Annotated in this window: 11 protein-coding genes; 7 read left to right on the top strand and 4 right to left on the bottom strand. The window is 53.6% G+C overall.

What is annotated here, in order from left to right; genetic code table 11:
• Positions 1-10: 10 nt before the first annotated feature.
• From Q4E93_RS21455 to Q4E93_RS21445, 3 genes are read right to left on the bottom strand one after another with little or no spacing between them, the layout of a single operon-like run.
• Positions 11-5,725 carry a DUF8696 domain-containing protein gene (locus Q4E93_RS21455; RefSeq protein ID WP_303588745.1) on the bottom strand — a complete coding sequence of 1,905 codons (5,715 nt, stop codon included), beginning with the start codon at positions 5,723-5,725 and terminating at the stop codon, positions 11-13.
• A 15-nt stretch (positions 5,726-5,740) separates the two neighbouring features.
• Positions 5,741-9,277, bottom strand: a complete 3,537-nt coding sequence (locus Q4E93_RS21450) for an RHS repeat domain-containing protein (RefSeq protein ID WP_303588743.1) — start codon at positions 9,275-9,277, stop codon at positions 5,741-5,743.
• A gap of 16 nt (positions 9,278-9,293) precedes the next feature.
• Entirely contained in the window at positions 9,294-10,721 is a 1,428-nt protein-coding gene (locus Q4E93_RS21445; protein WP_303588741.1) for a hypothetical protein, read from the bottom strand.
• A gap of 224 nt (positions 10,722-10,945) precedes the next feature.
• Here Q4E93_RS21445 and Q4E93_RS21440 point away from each other — a divergent pair, with 224 nt between their 5' ends.
• From Q4E93_RS21440 to Q4E93_RS21425, 4 genes are all read left to right on the top strand, one after another.
• Positions 10,946-13,291 carry a glycosyl hydrolase family 95 catalytic domain-containing protein gene (locus tag Q4E93_RS21440; RefSeq protein ID WP_303588739.1) on the top strand — a complete coding sequence of 782 codons (2,346 nt, stop codon included), beginning with the start codon at positions 10,946-10,948 and terminating at the stop codon, positions 13,289-13,291.
• Positions 13,292-13,443: 152 nt separating this feature from the next.
• The gene (locus Q4E93_RS21435) at positions 13,444-15,780 is read left to right on the top strand and encodes a hypothetical protein (protein WP_303588737.1); all 2,337 of its coding nucleotides are present in this window, start codon (positions 13,444-13,446) and stop codon (positions 15,778-15,780) included.
• Positions 15,781-15,789: 9 nt separating this feature from the next.
• The gene (locus tag Q4E93_RS21430) at positions 15,790-16,068 is read left to right on the top strand and encodes a DUF1360 domain-containing protein (protein ID WP_303588735.1); all 279 of its coding nucleotides are present in this window, start codon (positions 15,790-15,792) and stop codon (positions 16,066-16,068) included.
• 5 nt (positions 16,069-16,073) lie between these two features.
• Positions 16,074-16,301, top strand: coding sequence for a hypothetical protein (locus Q4E93_RS21425; RefSeq protein ID WP_303588733.1), 228 nt, complete (start codon positions 16,074-16,076; stop codon positions 16,299-16,301).
• Positions 16,302-16,311: 10 nt separating this feature from the next.
• Here Q4E93_RS21425 and Q4E93_RS21420 read toward each other — a convergent pair whose 3' ends face one another.
• Positions 16,312-18,696, bottom strand: coding sequence for a TonB-dependent receptor (locus tag Q4E93_RS21420; protein WP_303588731.1), 2,385 nt, complete (start codon positions 18,694-18,696; stop codon positions 16,312-16,314).
• 241 nt (positions 18,697-18,937) lie between these two features.
• Between Q4E93_RS21420 and Q4E93_RS21415 the strand changes: the two genes are divergently transcribed.
• Genes Q4E93_RS21415 through Q4E93_RS21405 form a run of 3 tightly spaced genes read left to right on the top strand, consistent with a single transcriptional unit; the run spans position 18,938 to position 19,900 of the window.
• Positions 18,938-19,270 (top strand): DUF6088 family protein, encoded by a 333-nt coding sequence (locus Q4E93_RS21415; protein ID WP_303588861.1) that lies wholly within the window; start codon positions 18,938-18,940, stop codon positions 19,268-19,270.
• Positions 19,263-19,649 carry a hypothetical protein gene (locus Q4E93_RS21410; protein ID WP_303588729.1) on the top strand — a complete coding sequence of 129 codons (387 nt, stop codon included), beginning with the start codon at positions 19,263-19,265 and terminating at the stop codon, positions 19,647-19,649. The genes Q4E93_RS21415 and Q4E93_RS21410 overlap by 8 nt, the downstream gene beginning before the upstream one ends.
• A complete protein-coding gene (locus Q4E93_RS21405; RefSeq protein WP_303588727.1) occupies positions 19,625-19,900 on the top strand; it encodes a nucleotidyl transferase AbiEii/AbiGii toxin family protein in 276 nt (91 codons plus the stop codon). Before Q4E93_RS21410 ends, Q4E93_RS21405 begins: the two co-directional genes overlap by 25 nt.
• Positions 19,901-19,994: the final 94 nt, after the last annotated feature.

The raw sequence follows: 19,994 nt of genomic DNA, 5'->3' as shown, positions 1-19,994 counted from the left end.
GTTTTAAAAATTATCTATACGGCCCCCTGCTTTCAGGCAGCCCCTGTTCAGGTGGTGGCTGATGATATGGCCTCCAATTTTTATCTATAAACCTCTTCACCATATTATACTCAAATATATGCGCATGCTCTTTGCTGGTGAAATAGGCCAATGTGATCTGCCGGATCACTAAATTAGGATATTGATTCCGTAAAACTTCTCCTACTTCCCCTCCCAATTGAGAATCGGGCCTCCTGTTGCCTTCCCCATCATACGTATCGTAATCCATGCTGGCAACGCCATATTTCAGGGTTGTCCATTTCATGGTCAACAGGTCCCAACCTCCCAACTCGTACACTTTGTGGGTGAACACCTTGTTCTTAAAGCTGGTAGGTGTTTCAGGCAGGTCGGAAACCTCATGGTTGATCACGGCCCCTTCATTGCCATTCGGGAACTCCCCGCCTCCTCTAAGGGGTATCGCTACCAGCACAGCCGTGATCACGGACGCCCTGGCAACAGTTCGTACGATCGGTCCTCCTCTCATGCCCGGGCTTTTCTCCAGTGGCTTTACTTCCGGTTCCGGCTTTGGACCCGGATTGCTCTTGCCTCCGGGATTGGGTTCATTTTTGGGCGTAGACTTATCTACCCTGTTCGGCCTGTTGCCATCGGGCTTGGGGGCTCTTACATTAGGCTTATTCTTCGGCCGGGTGTCTTGTATATGCGGACCTCTTCTCGGGGTGACGATCACGGCCGCCATCGGCTTCACACCGGGTACGCTGTCTGTCAATCCCAGCGCATCGTTGAACGAGACCGGGTTGTCCTGTACGAAAGAATAAGTGCTCCAGCCCTCGCTCATTTCAGATAAAGGATCGATCTGCCAGAACCGCCCGATCTGCGGATCATACATCCTGAACACCGCATCGTATACTTCCAGCCCGCTGCCATCGCTGAACTCTTTGTTCTGCAGCTCGTCGCTGCCATTGAAGCGATGCTTGTTCTCCGGATATTTCTTCAGCGCCTTGTCGGAGATCCCCGCCATCGTCAATCCAAAAGGATAATAATGCGTCTCTTCCAGGATGGGGCCCGACCGTACCCGCACACTCACATTGTCAAAATACACCGGCCAGCCCTGCGTCTCATTGCTCACCCATACATAGACGAAGCCGTTCTTGCCCGCCACGATGTTCGACTGCGCGGGCGTACCCAATGTCCCTGCCGCATAATTGCTCACAGGAATGGCCCCGCTCTTTGCCTGATCATACTGGTACTGATCGTCCAGCAGCATATAGTTCAAATAAGCTCTCGGCTTATTCGGAACGGTGGTTTCCTTACCCCCTATGAAATTGTTCAACGCGCCATACAAAGGGCTTGTGGTCGTGTTAAGCTGTCCCACTGTACCTTTTCCGCCACCCGTCACACCGACGATGCCATTGGCCAGTGAGGTCAGCACATCGGTGATCGAGGAGGAGGTGCCTGAACCCGACAGGGTCGTATAATAGGATTTGGCGCCTACATCTATGGTGTCGCCCGCCATCACCTTCAGGATGATCGCCGGTCCCTGGATCCGTCCCGGCATCCCGTTCAGCATGACCACCGAATCATTGGGATTCGTCATGGAGAGGTCCACGGGATAGCCGGCCAATGTGCGCGAATACACTGTCTGCGGAATATTATAGAAGAGGGCGTTCTCTTTGGCCCGGTAAGCGCCTTCCATCGTAGCGGCATATTGTGCCGTATCCTTCTGAGAGGTCAGCACCATCCGCGTATTGCCCAGGTGATCTCTTTCAAAGAAATCATTCTCCCAGCCATAATAGATCGCCCCGGTCTGCAGCTGATGCTGCGCCCATCGCATCCTTCCTTCATCATGGGCGAGAAATTGCAAGGTATCCGTCCCTCCCTGCGGATTAGTGATCGTATCCGTGTGCTGATATACAAATCCGCCCAGGTACAAAGTAGTCGTAGCATGCCGGGACAGGCTATCCATCGTCACTTTCGTCAGCCTGTTGCCCGCCGCATCATAGGTATATACAATATTCCCCTTGCCGATGACATGCACCTGCTGTGGCTGACCAACGTAATTATAAACGATGTTATCGACTCCTTTGTTATTGTCAGACAGCAACGAGCCATTGCCATCATAACGATAGTCGGTATCCTGCTTTATTCCTTTATAGTGGAAATCTCCCAGCTGTGACAAGGAATCATTGGCCGCGTCCGACACTTTTATCAGCTTATTGGAATTGGGCAGATAGTTATAGCTCAGCTGGTCTATCAGGGCAGAGCCATTCCATTTGAATCCCTGCTGATTCATGGAAAGTATATTGCCGTTGGCATCATAGGAAAGATTGTCGACCGTATAGTTGACGAGGGCATTGCTCCAACCCGTACCCATGTTCTGCAGGAAGTTGGCTGTCATCAGCCGGTTCATATTGTCATAAGTAAAGTCATACTTCCGCTTGGTGCTATCGCCCCGCGTCTTCCAGGTCATCCCTGCGATATTGCCGTTGTACATGGCAGCATAACTTGCGCCTGTCACTGAAGCGGTGTTGTCGTAAGCCAGCTCGATCCCAAAATAATGGCTCGTTCCGCCGCCTACGAATTGCCGGTTGATGCCCGTCAGCCATCCGCGTATGTTGAAATCATACACCATGCTGTCAATGCCACTCCCGAAATATTTAGCCCGCAGCTGCCCCGACTCGTCGTAACGCAGCGAATCGATCAGCAGGTCTGACGAAGCGCCGTCCACATTCTTCCAGATGGCTTTCGGCCGTTGGGCCGCATCATAGCTCGTTTTCGACAGCACATCATGGTGCTGGGCCATATTACCCGCCTTTTGATGGTTTAGCAGGGTCCGCAAGGTTTGCCCGCTGAAACCATACTGTACTGTCAGTGTATCGATCCCTCCGCTGTAATTACTGCTTTGCGTCTGGATATTCCGTCCATGATCATCATAATACCGCAGATCATACAGATAGGTGCTCGCTGAGCCCAGGACCTTGACTTTTGTCCCCGTCTCCATACCCCGGGTCACCGGATAGGGGGCAAGCGCCACCGCATAATCCGGCGCCGTATTGTAGGTAGAAATAAGCCTGGAATGCGGCGCCGTGCTGTAAGCCGAACTGGCCGACCAGCTATAATCGTCATAATAGGTCATCGTCAGCACCTCATTGGTGTAGGCTGCCACCACAGGATAATTATTGCTGACAGCGGCCAACCCCAGGTGATACCCCAGATCATTGTAATGCGCCGGGTCCGTGATCAATCCCGTGGAGTCTTCCCTGTTGAGCACGTCCCATCGGTTGAACATCCATTTATGCTGGCTGCGGAGTACAGAGTCCTGTGTCATCACCAGCCTGTCCCGCATGTCATAAACCATCCATGTTTCGCCTGCCCCGGGTATTTTTTTGATAATGGTCCGGTGACGGCTGTCATATTCATAACGGAAACAAAGCTCCGCCGCCACCTGCGCACCGCCCGCAGCTGCAAAGTTCCATCCATTGGCGATCAACCATTCTACGGCCTTTGGCTGCGTCACAAATCGCAGGTTGCCAAGATCATCATACACATAATAAGTATTCAGCCAGCCCGAATGCCCATTGGCAGGTGCATCCCACAGCTGCTGCTTCTTCAGGACCAGGGTGCCTTCCATATCCGTATACTGGATTACCTGGTGGCCTGCCTCATCCTGGGTGATATTCTTGAACAGCATGCCCGGGGCATAAACGCCCGCCGTCACCGGCAGGCTGCCCGCCGCCGCATTGATCGTCCAGAGTCGCACGCTGTCATAAGCGGAATTCACATGATATTGGCTTACTCTTCCCTTACCACCACCCACCCAGCTGTTGCCGGGCGCATAACCAGCCAGCGGCCGGTTCAAAGGCGAAGCCTCATAGACCGTCTGTCCGTAAAAGAACTGATCTGTGGGATATTGTGCGGCATTGAAAGTGGCTTGCTCTCCGATGACATTCGTCTTGTAATTGCCATCGCCGGAGGGTGAAGTATATGGAAGATATTTATTCACGGGCCGGTCGTACGCGTCATAGCCCTGCATGACCACGATGTCATGCATTTGCGGACTGGCCTGCCTGGCCACCACCTGGATTGGCCGGCCCAAGCCATCGAAATAATGGGTCACCTGCTGCACCTCCGCAGGATCTGTCAGGCCCGCCGCCGTCACCGTATCCGTAACGCCCGCTTTAACGATCTCACGTTCGCGGACAAAATTATAGTCCGAGCCTACATTACCCACCGTGATCAGCGTGGCCTGCGTATAGACCGTATCCGTACCGCAGATCACCCGCACGCGATAGTAAAAGGAACTTGTGAAAGTGCCCGGGTTAAATGTCAGGCCGGTGTTACCATCCTGGTTGGTCCACCCCGTTCCATTGCCCCGCTGCCATAGATAGCTATAGCTGCCTCCACAATTACCGCCCGTCGCCGGGGTCACGGTCAGCAGTCCTATATTGGTACCATAAGCGACAGTGATATTGGACGGCGAGACTAAGCCTGGCGTCAATCCGGCATAGACATTCACTTTTGCGGCGCTGCTGTTGGCGGATACGCCATTGCTCGTCACTACGACCCTGAACCAGGCGGTGCTGGTAAGGCCCGCAGGCTGGTATGCAGGAGCGTTGGCCCCGCTGATATTCGTCCAGCCGGCATTGTCCGCAGACGTCTGCCACTGATAAGTGTACGTGCCATTCCCCCCCGATATACCTCCCACCGTCAACTGAGCGGGTGTTGAATTGCTCCCGGCCGTCTGCGTTGCAGGGCTGACCGTTCCACCCTGCAATTGCGGATACACCGTAACGTTAGCAATATTGCTCCCTGAAAAGGCGCCATTACTATAGACCTTTAATGAATAGTAAGTTGTGCTGGTTAGTCCCTGGGGAGTATACGTGGCTGTCGTGGCGCCGGCGACGTCGCTCCAGGTACTGTTGTTGGGAGAGCTTTGCCATTGATACGTATACGTTCCGGTGCCTCCCGTGATCCCCGATGATGACAGCGTCGCCGCATTGGCGCCATAATTGATGGCCTGCGATCCGGGCGCCAGGTTGCCCACGACCAATTGCGGGTAGACCATCACCGTGGCCGTATCGCTGTATGCAGTAGCCGTGCCGCTGGCCACGGCTACCCGGTAATAGGTATTCTGATTATATAGCCCGGCTGGCGTGAGGTTGTAGACAGGGGTGGTGATCCCGCTGATATTGGTAAAGCTGCTGCCATTCGTAGACACCTGCCATTGATAGGTATAGCTCCCTGTCCCCCCGGACACGCCGCTCAGCGTAAAAGGCCCCGCAAAACGTCCGCCATAATTTACATTGAGCACGTGCGGACTGACCGTTCCTGGCACGATGGGAGGAGGGAGTGCTACAGTGATCTTAGCGATATTCGTATAGCCGACAGAGGTGCAATGCGTAACCATTCTCTTGTACCAGGTGGTAGCGATGAGTGCTCCCGGCTGATAATTTTGCCCTGTAGCGCCCGAAATATTGGTAAAGTTGATCCCGTCGGTGGAGATCATCCACTGGTAGTTGTAGGTTGAGCATACCAATGAACCGCCGGTGGACGCGGTTGCCGTCAGCAACGCCGGGGTGGTATTATAGCCAATGGATTGCACGCTGTCTGTGATCACGCCCGGATCAAAGACAGCCCGTAGGGCCCCTGGTTCGGCATTTCCCGTTTGAGAGATCAGCAGCAACAGCATGCAGATCAGCCTTCCGACATAAAATAATTTCTTTATCATTTTCAAAATGATTTATCAGTTTAGCGGTTGCCCCTTGTAATGGTATTGTATGGTTTTCACGATATTCCCATCCTGGTCCCGGATCACTTTCAGACGGCCCAGTCCGTCATATTCGTAGTAAGTTATCCGGCCCGCCACATCGCATTTTGTCGTCATTCCTATCAGCGGATCGTAGGTGTAGGTGGACATCTGCGCAGCAGCAGGGTAAAGCCTGACCTCGTCCATATTCGATCCTGTCACCTGCACCGATGTTACGTTCGTCAGCTTCCATTCGTAATAGTGCCAGCTGGCGTCTTTTTTGCTCGTCAATAAGGCCGTAGCAGTCTGACCATTGACTGTCGGACTGCCCGTTGCCCACAGCCCTACTACGTAATTTCCCGCAGGCACCGTTTTTGTAACACCGCCTGAACATATATGCGATCCGGTTATCACGCTGCTATTACTGATTGTACTTCCACCCGTCAGCGTCCACCCACCTAAGCCATCCGCCTCAAAGCTGGTATAGGCTGCGGAGAGCGAATCTGCGTTGAGGATCTCTGCAATGGGATATACTTTCTGGTAGTCCCATATATAAGTGTAGTTATTGCCGGCCGGGTCATGTTTTTGAATGATATTTCCCTGCGGGTCAAAACAGTCAAGTACCAGGTAGGGCTTATACCGGCCATCCAGGGTGGCCGCAGAGCCCGTGATGACCGACGGAGCGAAATCTGTCAGCGGCTGTGCCATCTCGTTCCTGTAAATGACATCCGGATAGGGTATGGCGGGCTTGTAAGAAGTAAAACTGGCCGCCACCGTCCGAAGATTGCTGCCATCGGTATTGCTTCGCTGCGAATATTGCTCGATCACGGGAGTAATGATATAGTTGTTCTGAAGGTTCTGTATGCCCTGGGCGATGCTGGTACTGGCAATCCCCGTGATCGTATAGTCTCCGGGCCGCTTGTATTTTGTCGTAGTCAGGCTGCCGTCACTCATGCTTACATCGATGCGTGTCGGCTCCCGGTGCACGTTATTGTCGTAATAAAATGTCTTCGCCGTGGTGATCTTGCCGGCTCCATCATACAAGGTCTGCTTTTCCGTGCCCGGCACTACCCAGCTTGACCTGTTGTCATAATAGTAGATGTTGTAGATCCCTGCAAATGCAGGGTCACTTTTGCCTACGAAAAGCTTAACGCCTTTTAGCACGAGATCTTCCTTCACCTGCCAGGTATTGTCGGATCGGCTCACCACCTGCCCTTGCGCATTATACACAATGCTGGAATCCAGTTTGCCATTCATGGGATCTGGCACCGTGGGGATAAACCCGTGGATGGACGCCTGCGGTTCTACGTTGTGATAATAATACTCCGTCCGTCCGTTCTCTCCATTGGGCCCCTGCAATTCGGTCACTTTACTGTACCCGACAATACCCGTCCTGCTGGAAAGCCCGCTGGGGTAGACAGAAGAAGAAGCCAGGCCATAGAACTGTACGTATGCAAAGCAATTGGGGAGCAGATTGGACCCGTTGATATATCCGTCGCTGTAAGTGGTGAAAATATAGGCATATTCGTTAGGGGACATTAGTACTCCGGAACTCCGGCCGTCATTGCCCATATACTTATAGGCTTTGACAATTGTATTACCCTGGTCGTCCTGGTCAGTAACAGACTGTATGCGGACACCGCCACCTTTTCTACGCAGCAGGGGCACGGAGTCGGACTCCTGCCAGGACACGGACATGAAGGTGGACCATCCGGAGATCGACTGCAGGTAGATCCTGTAATGCCCCGGCCAAAGGTTCATATTGGTAAAAGTCGGGCTGGGATTGGGCTGATCATAATTGGCCATGCTGCAATCAGCGATACTCGTCACACTTCCGTCGTCAGCGACTTTCCACATATTCGTATATCCCAGGCTGGGCAGGTCCGACACATTGGGATTTACTTTCTGGTAGCTGCATTGGATGACGACAGCCACTTTAAGCGTTGTATCGGGCAGTGACCCATGAATATAGAAATCCGCGCTCGTGACATCCCCCGTGGGATTGATATCCGGGTTGGCGCGTACCATCGCAAACTTATTCAGGGTCCTGAATTGCTGTGCCCCATGGAGATTGCCATAATCATTCAGCTCATATCCAAAACTGGTGCTTCCACCCGTGGGATATTTAATATTGGACAGCATGCCATTCATAGGATAGTTTTGCAGGGTATCCGGATCCCTGTTGGCCCCCGTAAATGATTGATTGGCCAGCGGAATGGTAGTAGTGGGCAACAAGGTCGGATTAACCGCGCCGTTGTAGTAACCCCAATGATCTATGGACCTGGTATATTTGTCGGGGAGGCTGCCAGGGTTGATATAGGTAAATGCATACGGAGGCTTCGACAGGCTACCGCCTGACTCCTTTATGGAATCCAGCTTCAGCCTTCCGCTGATATTCGCCTGGTTGAAATAAGTATAAAAGAAAGAAAAACGCTTAATCTCTGTCCCGGCGACGTTCTTGATGACAATATTATCCAGCTTGGATGGCGTCCATAATGTATCCACACTATTGATGTATTCGATATCATTTCTGGGAGAAGCATTGAATTCTACAGACCCGTTGATAAAGCTTATCTTCTTGAGATAAACATCCTGTATAGCCTGCCGGTCCGCCATATACAGATGCTCCTGCGAGTTAAAGCCGGAGGGCGGTTGCGGACAGGACAAGGACCATGCAATCATCTGGGTCACCTGTTCAGACTTATTGATCAGGCCCAGGCTCTTACCCTTGGCATAGGTGAAAGTGACCTTTTCCAATGATGGGGCAACGATGCTGTCCAGGTACCATGCCGTGGTGGGTGTTGTATTCACATCGAAATTCAGGCCGCTGACGCCTGTCATGTTGGTCAGCTCAATGGGAGAGGAATAATTGTATCCTTGTGTCCGCTCACTCGTGGCAAAATAATACCGGTACCCTTCCGGCGTGGTGATACGCCAGTTCCCGGTGGCATATAAGTACTCCACCTTCAGGTTGTTCCGATCGTCCATAAATACAGGCGCGCCGTTCGCATTCTTGCCCAGCACCAGGCGACCGGAATACCCGTTGAAATTATAACTGAATACGTCCGGCTCGAGGTCCATCTGGCCATTGTAGGCACTATTGAAATAGTTGATATCATTCTGCCAGTTGGAAGTTGCCTGCCAGGAATTGTCCGGATTGTTGGGCGGCAGGTTGGCCGCAAAGAAATAACCATGCTCTATAAAGTCGTCCTGGCATCGCACAATACGGGTGATAGCGCCCCCAGCCTGCAGGGTCCAGCCCAGACCTACCCAGGATGCATCCTGCAACGCCTTTGTGCCGCTGGCGTCATAACGGAGGGAAAGGTGCAGCGAATGGCCCGTGGTCTTTACACTATACAAAGGCACCGATATATTGGGCGAGCCATTGTAAGGGCTGACTTCTACATTCCCAAAACGGCCTAACGAGGCGGAAGTAGGTGATGCCTGCACGATCTTGTTGCTCTGATACGCGGCCGTTTGGGCAGTGGCTATGGCAACGGGAAATAGTAAGGTCGCCAGAAGTAGCTTTCTCATTTTTTGTTATTGCGAATTAAAAATTATAACCTATTCTAAAGATCACGGGTTGCGTCCTTGGCCTCTGCTGGTAACTGAGAAAATCCCACAACAGCTGCACGTTTGTCTTCTTGAACACCCGGCTCTTCATCGACACTGTTTTGCTTGCCCCTATCAATCCACTCTTTGTCCAGTTATCCCACGCGCGCAGCTGCTGATACGAAGAGAACGGCGTCGTATAATTGTACTCGAATCCACCCGTCATTGAAAAACTCCCTTTCAGCCTCACATCCACGAACGACCGCAATCCCGCCCCCTGGCTGGAAAAAGCGATATGCTGTATCCCATTTCCCCAACCCAGCTTGTAACTGGCGCCGACACCCACCATACTCCGCTCACTCAACTTATACCCCACCGACAACCCCAGATCCGACACCGTAGGGAAATAGTAATTATTCCTTGTCGTCTGGAAATTTGTCCCGTACTCCAATCGCCGCCAGAATGTCTTTGTCTTTTGATCGTTGGGCTTGAAATCAGGCATATCGATGTCCCCGCTGCCGCCGCCCAGCTTGTTCAGCTTGTCCTTGTACCCATCCAATTGGGACTGCGCCGATTGCAGATTGGCCTGTAAGGCCGCAGCACCTCCGGCTCCGCCCGCCGACACCTGCTGTTGGATCAACGCCGCCACCTGGTCACGGGTCTGCAACCCCGATAGGGACGCTGGATCGCCATAGTTCCCCGGCAGATTGAACAGCCCCGCCAATTGCGAGTTTTGTTTCATGAATGCCTGGAAAGCGGGTAGCTTGTTCAACAAGCTCAATGCCTGCTTCTCCAGCTTGTCCGGGTCGTTCAGCATCTCCTTGTACTGACGCACCTGCTGGGAATAATAGTAGACGTCCTGGTTCAGACCCTGGTATTCCTTCCCCTGCAGTCCCGCCAGGTTGCTATGTTGCTGTATATATTGCGCTATCTGCTGTTTCCTTTGCCGGACATATTCCTTGATCTGGTCCGCGTCCTGCATTTTCGCCTCCAGCGAATTCAATTGAGTCAATGCACCAGCCGCCCGGGGATCCTTCATAAACTTCAACATCCCCTGCAGCGAGTCCGTATAAGCCTGGTATTCCCCGCTGAGATGCAGTCCCGAAGCACCTGTATCGCTGGCCAGCTTTTGGCCCAAGGCTGCATATTGTTCCGCCGAGCCATTGAAAAGTGACTTTGCCGCCCCGGAATCCGCTTTGTATAATTTCTTGTACAGTCGCTGCTCCCGCCGCTGCATGCGTCGCAGATATTTCTCCGTCTGATGGGTCAGCTGATCCTCCAGCTTAGCCGTCTTACTTTGTATGCGGTTGAATAGGCGCGAAGGGAAATGAAGTAAACCATCCTTGCCATCGGGGTCATCCTGGGCATGGCAGAAAAAAGGCAGGCAATAGAGCAACAGCAGGACTGCGCCCTGAGATCCTTTCATAGAAGTCAGTTTAGGAAGAGTGACAACAAAGGAAGGAAAAGAAGATATACGGCACAAGGGGTCACCCTGTCACAGTTCACGGACGTGTCGATTTTGTCGATAGCCGTGTCGATATCCGCCATAGCCGTGTAATTTCCCCTATGTGGTTTTCCGCAAAGCCAAAATAGTTGACTATTTTGCCAAGAGAAGCCACCCCTCCCTCCCATTATTGAATAGCTTAGCCTATGCAAATAAGACTTGCCTGCCTGCGTCACCTGCTGAAAGCCGCCCCGCCTTTCCTCCTGCTCTGCGGGCAGATCCTGCTGACCGGCCAACGAATGAACGCCCAGACCACCCATAGCAAACATGCAGTCCTTTCCCCGAATGAGCTGCTCTTCGATACCCCTCCCAAGCATGTCCCCACGCCGAAAACACCCGACGCACCACTGGCAGGCAATGGTGACATCGGCGTTACCCTGGGAGGCGCTCCGGATTCACTCACCTTCTACCTGGGAAAAAACGATTTCTGGAGGGCTTATCCTGTATATCCTGGTGGAGGCATTGCGCTCCCGGGAGGACTTTCGCTGCTGCTCCCCTCGCTCCGGTCGGCCGCTTACCACGCCCGGGAAATGTTACAGGAGGCAGCCATCAACAGCGAATTCGACAAGGACAGCCTGCGTGTCGGCCTTCGTACATGGGTAACTGCTACCCATAACACCGTATTCATTGAGTGCGCTTCCAATCTTCCTGTAAAGGCTAAACTACGACTGTGGGCCACATCGGGCAATACTTCCGTCAATACTTCAGGCATCTCTAATGGCATTTACTGGGTCACCCGCTCTTTTGAAAATACTCCACTGCTGAAATGGCCCTGTCATATCGCCATTGCCATGAAGGTCATCGGCCAGCCTGGTGCAACAGACAGCACCGTCGATCTTCTTCCCGGTCACCCTGTCACCATCGCGCTTACCCTCTATACGAATTTCGATCGCAGCGATTGGAAAGCAGCCGCCATCGATGACAGTCGCTGGCTGACACCCGCACTGACAAACTCCATGCGGCACGAACATCAACAGTGGTGGCGGCAGTTCTGGGCGCGATCCCATGTTCAGCTAAACGACCCTTTCCTCCAGCAATACTATGAGGTCTCTCAATACCTCTTTGCCTGTTCGGCCAGAAAGGGGAAATTCCCGCCCGGCATCTGGGGGCCCTTCATCACGCAGGACTCTACGGCCTGGGGAGGAGACTATCATCTCAACTATAATTATCAGGCGCCCTTCTGGGCCGCCTTTTCCTCCAATCACACAGACCTGGCTGACAGTTATGACCAACCGCTGCTGGACTACATGCCCGAAGGCCGGCGCCTGGCGAAAGAACTGTTGAACATGCCCGGCATCTACTATCCCGTGGGCATCGGTCCCAAAGGCCTGGTCACCACCCGCTGGCCCCTGACGCCGGAAGAAATGCTGGAGCGTTATGGCACCCGTGACAACACCATCGACCAGGGTTACAAATTTCTCGGCCAGAAGATCAATGCCGTCTTTGGCGCGTCCAATATGCTGATGCGCTTTTACAGCACCTATGACCGCGCTTATGGGGAACGCATTTATCCCTATCTCCTGGCATGCGCCGATTTCTGGGAACATTATCTGTCATGGGAGGATGGCCGTTATGTCATCCGCATGGATCACTTTTATGAGATCATGCCCAACCTGCGGACCAACGGGCAATGGAAAGACAGGTTGGGAGATGTGAATTCCACCCTTTCGCTGGGTCTGGTGACCATGCTCCTTCGCGGCATCATCGACGTCAGTACTTTTCTGCAAAAAGACAAAAGCCGGCGGCAGCAATGGCAGTATATCCTTTCCCATCTGAGCAAATTCCCCACAGGAGAAAAAGACGGCAGGCTCAGCCTGAAAAATATGGAGAGCGGCCCACAGAATGCAGCAATGCCTCCCGCAGGACTGAACAGGGTCTCCATACATGGGCTGCTCATGCCCGGCGGCGTCACAGGTCCTGTTACCGACTCAGCTTTCAACCACTTGTTATTAAACGATGTGGCCCACTGGAAAGATAAAATGAAAGGTCCCGGCGAGTGGGGCAATACCCTGGGCAATGGCATCGAGACCTGCTTTCCCGGCGCCGTCCGCGTGGGCTATGACCCGGCAGTGATCCTGCAACAGCTGAAAGACCGTATTAGCGCCAGTGCCCTTCCCAACGGGTGGATCACGCAAACAGGGGGAGGGACCGAGACACTGGCGGCTGTTCCGCTTACGATCAACGAGATGCTCCTGCAAAGCTACGAACGTGTCCTGCGGGTCTTTCCCTGTTGGGATCGTTCCAGGGATGCATCCTTCGATCACCTGCGCGCCTATGGCGCCTTTCTCGTCAGCAGCCGGATAAAGGACGGGCGCGTGGCATTCGTCAGACTTGTCAGCGAAAAAGGTCGCCCCTGTAATATGGAGAACCCCTGGCCGGGAAAAAAAGTACAATTGATTCGTAATGGCCGCAAGTCCCAGGTGCTGGCCGGCGCCCGCCTTCATTTCTTCACCTCACCAGGTGAAGGTATTTATATTTTTACCATAAAGTAGTATTGACAAACCTCCTGCGACGTCGTACCTTGCCCTCGATTAGATCTTCTTCTCCTTTTCTCCACTACCTGAATTTCTCCTGTTCCACCCGCGTCTGCTAACATCCCCTGCAGGGACAACGGAATCATATTGTACACACAAAAAAAACGATCATGGCAAAAGATGCTAAAAAGATCTCTTTGAACGTAAGTTTCGAGCAAGTCCCCGCGGAAGAGATATCCCTTGTCGGCTTCCTGTTTTACTGCGATGGACGATTCCTGCAATGGCAGCCCGTCCGTAAAAATATCCTGGAATTCACCCTGGACGATAAGGCCGCGCCCGCCTCACGGGACATACGATCCTCCGGCTTTGGCGAATACAGGGTCTTCATTGCCCCGGGCACGGATAAGCGCATTGAAAAGGTGAGAAGCCTCGAAGCGCTGGAACAGTATAAGCCCTACGAACCCGTGCTGCAGGCTGGTGCGGAAGGCGGCGTCACGATGCTGCCCATCCCCTCTCTCATCTCGCAGTTCTGGCCCTTCTGCTCCTGCCGGGTGACGGGAAAAATATCCAAATGGTTCTCCGTCGACGGCCTCTGGGAAGACCGCCCTGTCTGCAAAGCCCGCGTGCACATCTGCGACATCGACGCCATCTGGTACTGGATCTATAAGATCCCGGATTACATCATCGCAAGAGTGCCTGAAGTGGTGCTCAACCCACAGGAGATCATCAAATTCCCCATTCCCCTACCCGACCCTCCACCCTTTGTCCAAGCTCAAACCTCACCGCTCACGGCTCGCAGCTCACCGCTCGCAGCTCAAAACTCACCGCTCTCAGCTCGTACCTCAGAAAAGTCCCTGTTCCGCACTTTCTCCGTGGAAGAGCGGCAGATGGAAGCCGCAGCAGCTTTGCCGGAGCTAAGCCTGGAGATCCGGCAGAGCCTGGCCTCGGGCAATCTCAACCGTATCCGGGAGACCATCGCCGCCAATTACGCGATTTTCCATCCCTGGTTTTGCCTGTGGCCCTGGTGGTGGCCCTGGTTCTATCACCGCAGGGAGCTGGCCGTCGTATACACGGATGCCGCCGGCAGGTTCGACAAGCAGGTGTCCTACTGGTGCACAGGCGATAAACCCGACATTTATATCTGGGTGGAATACCTGATCAATGGCGTGTGGACCACCGTTTACGAGCCGCCCATCCCTTGTCACACATTCTGGGATTATGCCTGCGGCACCCCTATCAATATCCATATCACCGATCCGCGGGTACCGGGTGCATGCTGCTGCGACTGCCCCATCCCGGGAGATGAGGTTTGGATAAGAACGGTAGGCAGCACCAGCGTCTCTCATATCAACCAGGCCAGCTACCCGCAGGCGCCGCCCGATCAATCGGTGAGCTACAATCGCATCGGGCTGACGGATGCCGGCGCCATCTACGACCCGTCCTTTTTGCCCATCGCGGTAGGAGATTTCAAACGCCCCTTCGGAGGGAGCCCTACCTTCATCGTTGGATTCGGCAACGACCTTCCCAACAATGGCGTTTATTATTACCGCTGGAGCTATAAGAAAGTGAAAAGCCCCGAGCTGGTGGACGTCGCCGACGACTATAAGCCTTTGATCCCCGTGGGCGACCTCACCTCGAAGGGATACGAGTTCACTTATGTCGACTCCAACGGGGACACACAGTTCGGATCCAACTCCGTAAAGCTGGGGCCCTTCACTGTCGGCGCCAACGACAACCTGTACATCATCCCCACGGAGCGTCCCGACATGGCGCCGTTCAGCGTGCCGGAAGCCAACCCCCAATGGACGGAGCCGAGCTATCGCAACTACAGCATCACCTTTAATTCCGACGCCTTGGTGGATGCGGGACTTCTCAGGGGAGACGGGCTCTATGAATTTAAAATGGAGCTGTTCGACAAGGCGGGCGCCTTGCTGACGAATATTCCCAAACACACTTTCAAGGTACCGGACTACAACAATGCCGGCTTCAGCGTGAATGCGCCGGATGCCCTGCTGGAGCTTGCCAGCCCATCCTCCGCCGTGACCAGCGGCTTCAATATTCTGATGCGTATCGACAACTCCGCGTGCGTCGCCGATATTTATACCGTAAAGGTCAACCATGTGCCCGCTTCCACGGATTGCTGCGGATTCGTGTCCTATAAGCAAGGCGGCATCGAGCAGCCACTCGATATCACCTTCCAGGCCGCCCATCCGAATAATTTTGCCGTATTCCAATTCAAGGTGGAAAGAGGCACCTGTGGCTATGTTGCCATGGCGGGCGCCGATGGCATGGTCATCGACAGCGCAGATGGCTATGTGCTGGGCAGCGGGGGCGTGTATGACAAATCTTTCACGCCTTTACAATTGCTGGAATCCTGTTACAACAACGGCACAGGCAAGGGCGCATTTGCGGAGACCCTTGATGTGGCGGCCATGGCGACTGACGGCACTTATCGCCTCATAAGCAAAGACAAGTCCGATGTGGCTGCCTTCGCACTGGAACCTTGATATTAACCTATGGATCCTTTTCTCTTCTTCATGGAAGTGCTGGCAGCCTGGCGTATCACGCATCTTCTTGCAAAGGAAGATGGGCCCTTCGACAGTATCTTCCTGCTGCGTAAGACGGCGGGAGCAGGCTTCTTCGGAAGCCTGCTCGACTGCCCTTATTGCCTCAGTCTCTGGGTAGCCGTGCCTTTCGCCGCATGCATAGCCCACAGCTGGAAAGAAGGGGTCCTGCTATGGTTGTCCATCTCCGGCGGCATCTGTCTGCTGGAAAAACTCACCAATAAAACCTAAGTTGTATGTCTTGCTGTGGAAACAAACGCGCTGCATGGTCGCCATCGCAGCCGTCAAATCAAAAAATGTGGGCCGACATTTATTTCGAGCACCAGGGTACTGGTATGCTCACCCTCACGGGCAACCTGACTGGCCGCATTTATCGCTGGTCGGGCAAAGGGGCCGTCCAGGCCGTAGACTTTCGTGATGCGGGCGGACTATTGCATGGGGGCCTGTTGCGGCGGATGCAATGATGGCACTAAACTAAAACACATACGAAGCCGTCATCACGAATTGCCTGGGAGGAATGGGATTGATGCTATAGTTCTCGTGCACGTAATAATTATACGTGTTCGTGATATTGGACAGCTTGGCCAGCAGCGAAACGCTCCTGTAAGTATAGCCCGCGCTGATATCCACGGTGGTAAAACCCTTCACCGGTATCATCCTCGAATAATTCTGCGTCTGCCCCTTCTGGTTGTTCCATCCGCCGAAACGATCACCAATATAAGCAGCCGAGGCGCCTACTTTAAACCCTTTCAGCCTGGATTGGGTGAACGTATAGAATACGCTGGTATTGGCGGTATGGGCCGGGTTGTTCACCAGCCTTTCGCCCTCGGTATAGCTGCCTTTGGCGCTGCCCGTCCGGGTATAGCGGGCGTAGTTGTAGCTGTAGCCGGCAATGATATCCAACCCGGTGACAGGATGTCCCGCAATGTCCAGCTCGACGCCATCGCTGGTGGTCTGCCCGGTGAGTATCTTGATATTCGCATCGTTGTTGGGTGTGGTGCCGTCCGCCTTGAACGGTGCGGTCTGGGCCAGGTTGTTATTCACGATACGATAGGCCGTTACGTTCACGGACAGGAGGCCTTTCAGCAGATCGTTCTTCACGCCCAGTTCATACTGGTCGATGATGGAGGGAGCCACGGCATTCCCATATACATCCGTACCGCTGTTGACAGCGAAGGAGTTGGAATAGCTGACGAAGAGGGAAGTGGTGGGCTTCAGCTTGTACACGACACCGAGCCGGGGAGAGAAAGCCCTGTCCGTCTTATGCACGCCTTTCGTCCTGGCATTGTTCGTCAGGCTCAGCGTGTCCGGGGGCAGCCCTTCCTGGATGGACCAGCGCACGCCCGCCAGCACGTTCAGCTTTTCCGTGATGCTGACCAGGTCCTGCACATAAGCGCCGAAACGATTGATGGGCGTACGCAGACGCCGGATGGCTGTCGCGGCGGGGATGTCCGTCCGCTGCTGGTATTTAGAAGGTTGGTAAATATTGATCGTATCGTAGGTCGTAGGCTGGTTGTACGTATAGCTGAGGGTATTATACCTGTCGGCATCCACGCCTGTCAGCAGGATATGGCCGATGCTGCCGGTTTTGAACTTGCCCGTCACGTCGAATTGCGCAATGTAATAGTCTTCCTGCGTTTTGGTCTTGTTCAGCGGTCGTATCCAATCCCCGTTGGCCGAAGCCTGTATCCTTTCCGTGGAATAATAATCCCTTTTGTATTGCTGCCAGGATACAGCCCCGTTCAGCGACCACACTTCGTTGACGCGGTGCTTCACCGACACGCCCGCCGTTGCCTGCTGCGTTTTGGCATATTGCCAGGACGTACCTAAAAAAGTATGGCGAGGCAGGTCGGCGACCTTCGTATTGTCGACGGATCCGATGCCGAAGTCGGGCGTGAAATCATGGTGCAGGTAATCTCCCTGGACGAGGATCTCCGTGCGCTTGCCCGGCTTGAAGAGCAAAGAAGGATTGAAGTAATAACGTTTGGAATTCACCACGTCGCGGAAGCTATTGGCATATTCATAAGTCCCGTTGATCCGGTAGGCAAGATGGGAGCTGATGGGTCCGTATATATCTACGGCAGGCTTGTACAGGTCATAGCTGCCTGCGCGCATGGATATTTCTCCGCCCGTCCTGAACTTAGGCTGCTTGGTCACCATGTTCAGGATGCCGCCCGGCGCCACGTTGCCATAAAGGATGGCAGCGCTGCCTTTCAATACCTCCACTCTTTCCAGCGAGCTGACTTCAGGTATGGCGCCGGAGTTGACCCGGGTGCCGTTCTTGAACATATTGTTGCTGGAGAAACTGTATCCCCTGGCGGAAAAGGCTTCCTGGGTGTTGCCCCGGGTAGTGGCCAGGTACACGCCGTTGATGTTGCGCACGACGTCGCTCAATCGCAATGCCTGCTGGTCCCTGATCTGGGATTGTCCCACGATGGTGACGCTTTGCGGCAGGTCCATGGGGGAGATGGGCGCCTTGCCCACGGTCACCGGGGTCTCGTTGATGGTTCTCTTATTGTTGACGATCACCTGCTCCAGTTGGGCGGACGATACGGCCATGGAAAGTTCCAGCTCCACCGTTTTGCCCGCTGTCACCACCACCTGTTGCTCTATCCCCGCCAGGCCCGTGAACGAAACGGTCAGCGTATAGTTACCCTCTCTGATATTTCTGAATGTGAAAACGCCCTCCTCATCCGCCGTGACGGCCCGCTGCAGATCCTTCAAAGTGACGGTGGCCATGGGGACGGCCTCGCCTTCCGTAGTGGTAATCCTTCCTTTTATCGTGCCAGTGCCGGTGCTCTGGGCGATGGCGCCCTGGCATATCAATATCGTAATAATGACTATCCAAATTTTATTCATCGCAGTCAGGAATGTAGTGCCAAACAATAGATTAATTTTTGCAAAGCAACTACAACCAGACTACCCTGGGGTGCCGGATCGGGAAAAAGGGGTTACGAGATGGGGAAAACAATTATAAGACTGGTTATCATATACTTATAGTGTATCCTCTTCGCTTTGCCGCCGGGGACCCTTTTTCCGTAATTTCAATACAAAAAGTAAATGGCCGTGGTCTTTCCCTTATCGCAGCTGCGCCTATGCCCTGAATAAACTGGGATTATCGACGCAAGTGCCCACCCGGATCGTATTTATGACCAACGGACAACATCGTATCCTAAAGGTGGGGAAGGCTGCCATCGTCTTCAAACCGACAACCCAAAAGGTGATGATGGTGGAAAATGACCTTGTGTTCCTGACCATCCAGGCGATACAGGAACTGGGCAAAGAAGGCGTGTCGGAAGATATCATCCAACAATTGACCAGGGTGCTGCGCACAGTGGCTCCGGACCAGCTCCAGAAGGATATCAAGTTAGCCCCCGTTTGGATCAAACAGATACTATATGCCATCGTGAAAAAAATCAAGTTCCATGATTGAATGGTTGAACCTGCAGCCGGACACGAAACGGCAGATATTGGAGGAAGCAGCCACCAGAACCGGTCTGCCACCCAACGCGATCGAAAAGGATTGGTGGGTGACCCTTACCCTACAGGCCTGCTTTCAGACAACCTACAAAGACCAACTTGTTTTCAAAGGCGGAACCTCGCTGAGCAATACCCAAATCAAAAAGCTGCGTGAAAAGACAGCGGCATTCATGGCCACCACGTTTCGCGATGCGCTGGACGACACCCTGCAAGCCTTGGGCGTCAGCCAGGAATGGTACCGGTTGGATATACAGCCAGGCGGCGAAGCCGACGGGACCCGCAGGTCCTGGAGCTGTATTATCCGTCGGTGCTCACATCGGATGGCTACCTGAAAGATAAGGTCATTATAGAGATCGGCGCCCGGTCCCTGCTGGAACCGGCCGAGATGAGAAAGGTACAAAGCATCATCGGACAAACGTTCCCGGGGACGCCATTCGGAGATCCTCCTTTTTCGATACTGACCGTGCGTCCCAAGGGGACCTTTCTGGAAAAAGTGTTCCTCCTCCACGAGGAATTTTCCAAAGCGCCGGAAAAACGAAAACACGAGCGGATGTCCCGGCATCTGTACGACGTGGAAAGCTGATGGATACTGCTTTTGGCGTAGAAGCGCTACAAGATAAAGAACTGTACATGCTCATCGTTAGTCATCGGGCGAAATACACGGCCATCCGCGGACT

The organism is Flavitalea plasmicola, assembly GCF_030546645.1.
In the GTDB taxonomy this organism is placed as follows: domain Bacteria; phylum Bacteroidota; class Bacteroidia; order Chitinophagales; family Chitinophagaceae; genus Puia.
The sequence above is the reverse complement of the archived record's forward strand: the minus strand, read 5'-3'. Positions and strand labels throughout refer to the sequence as shown.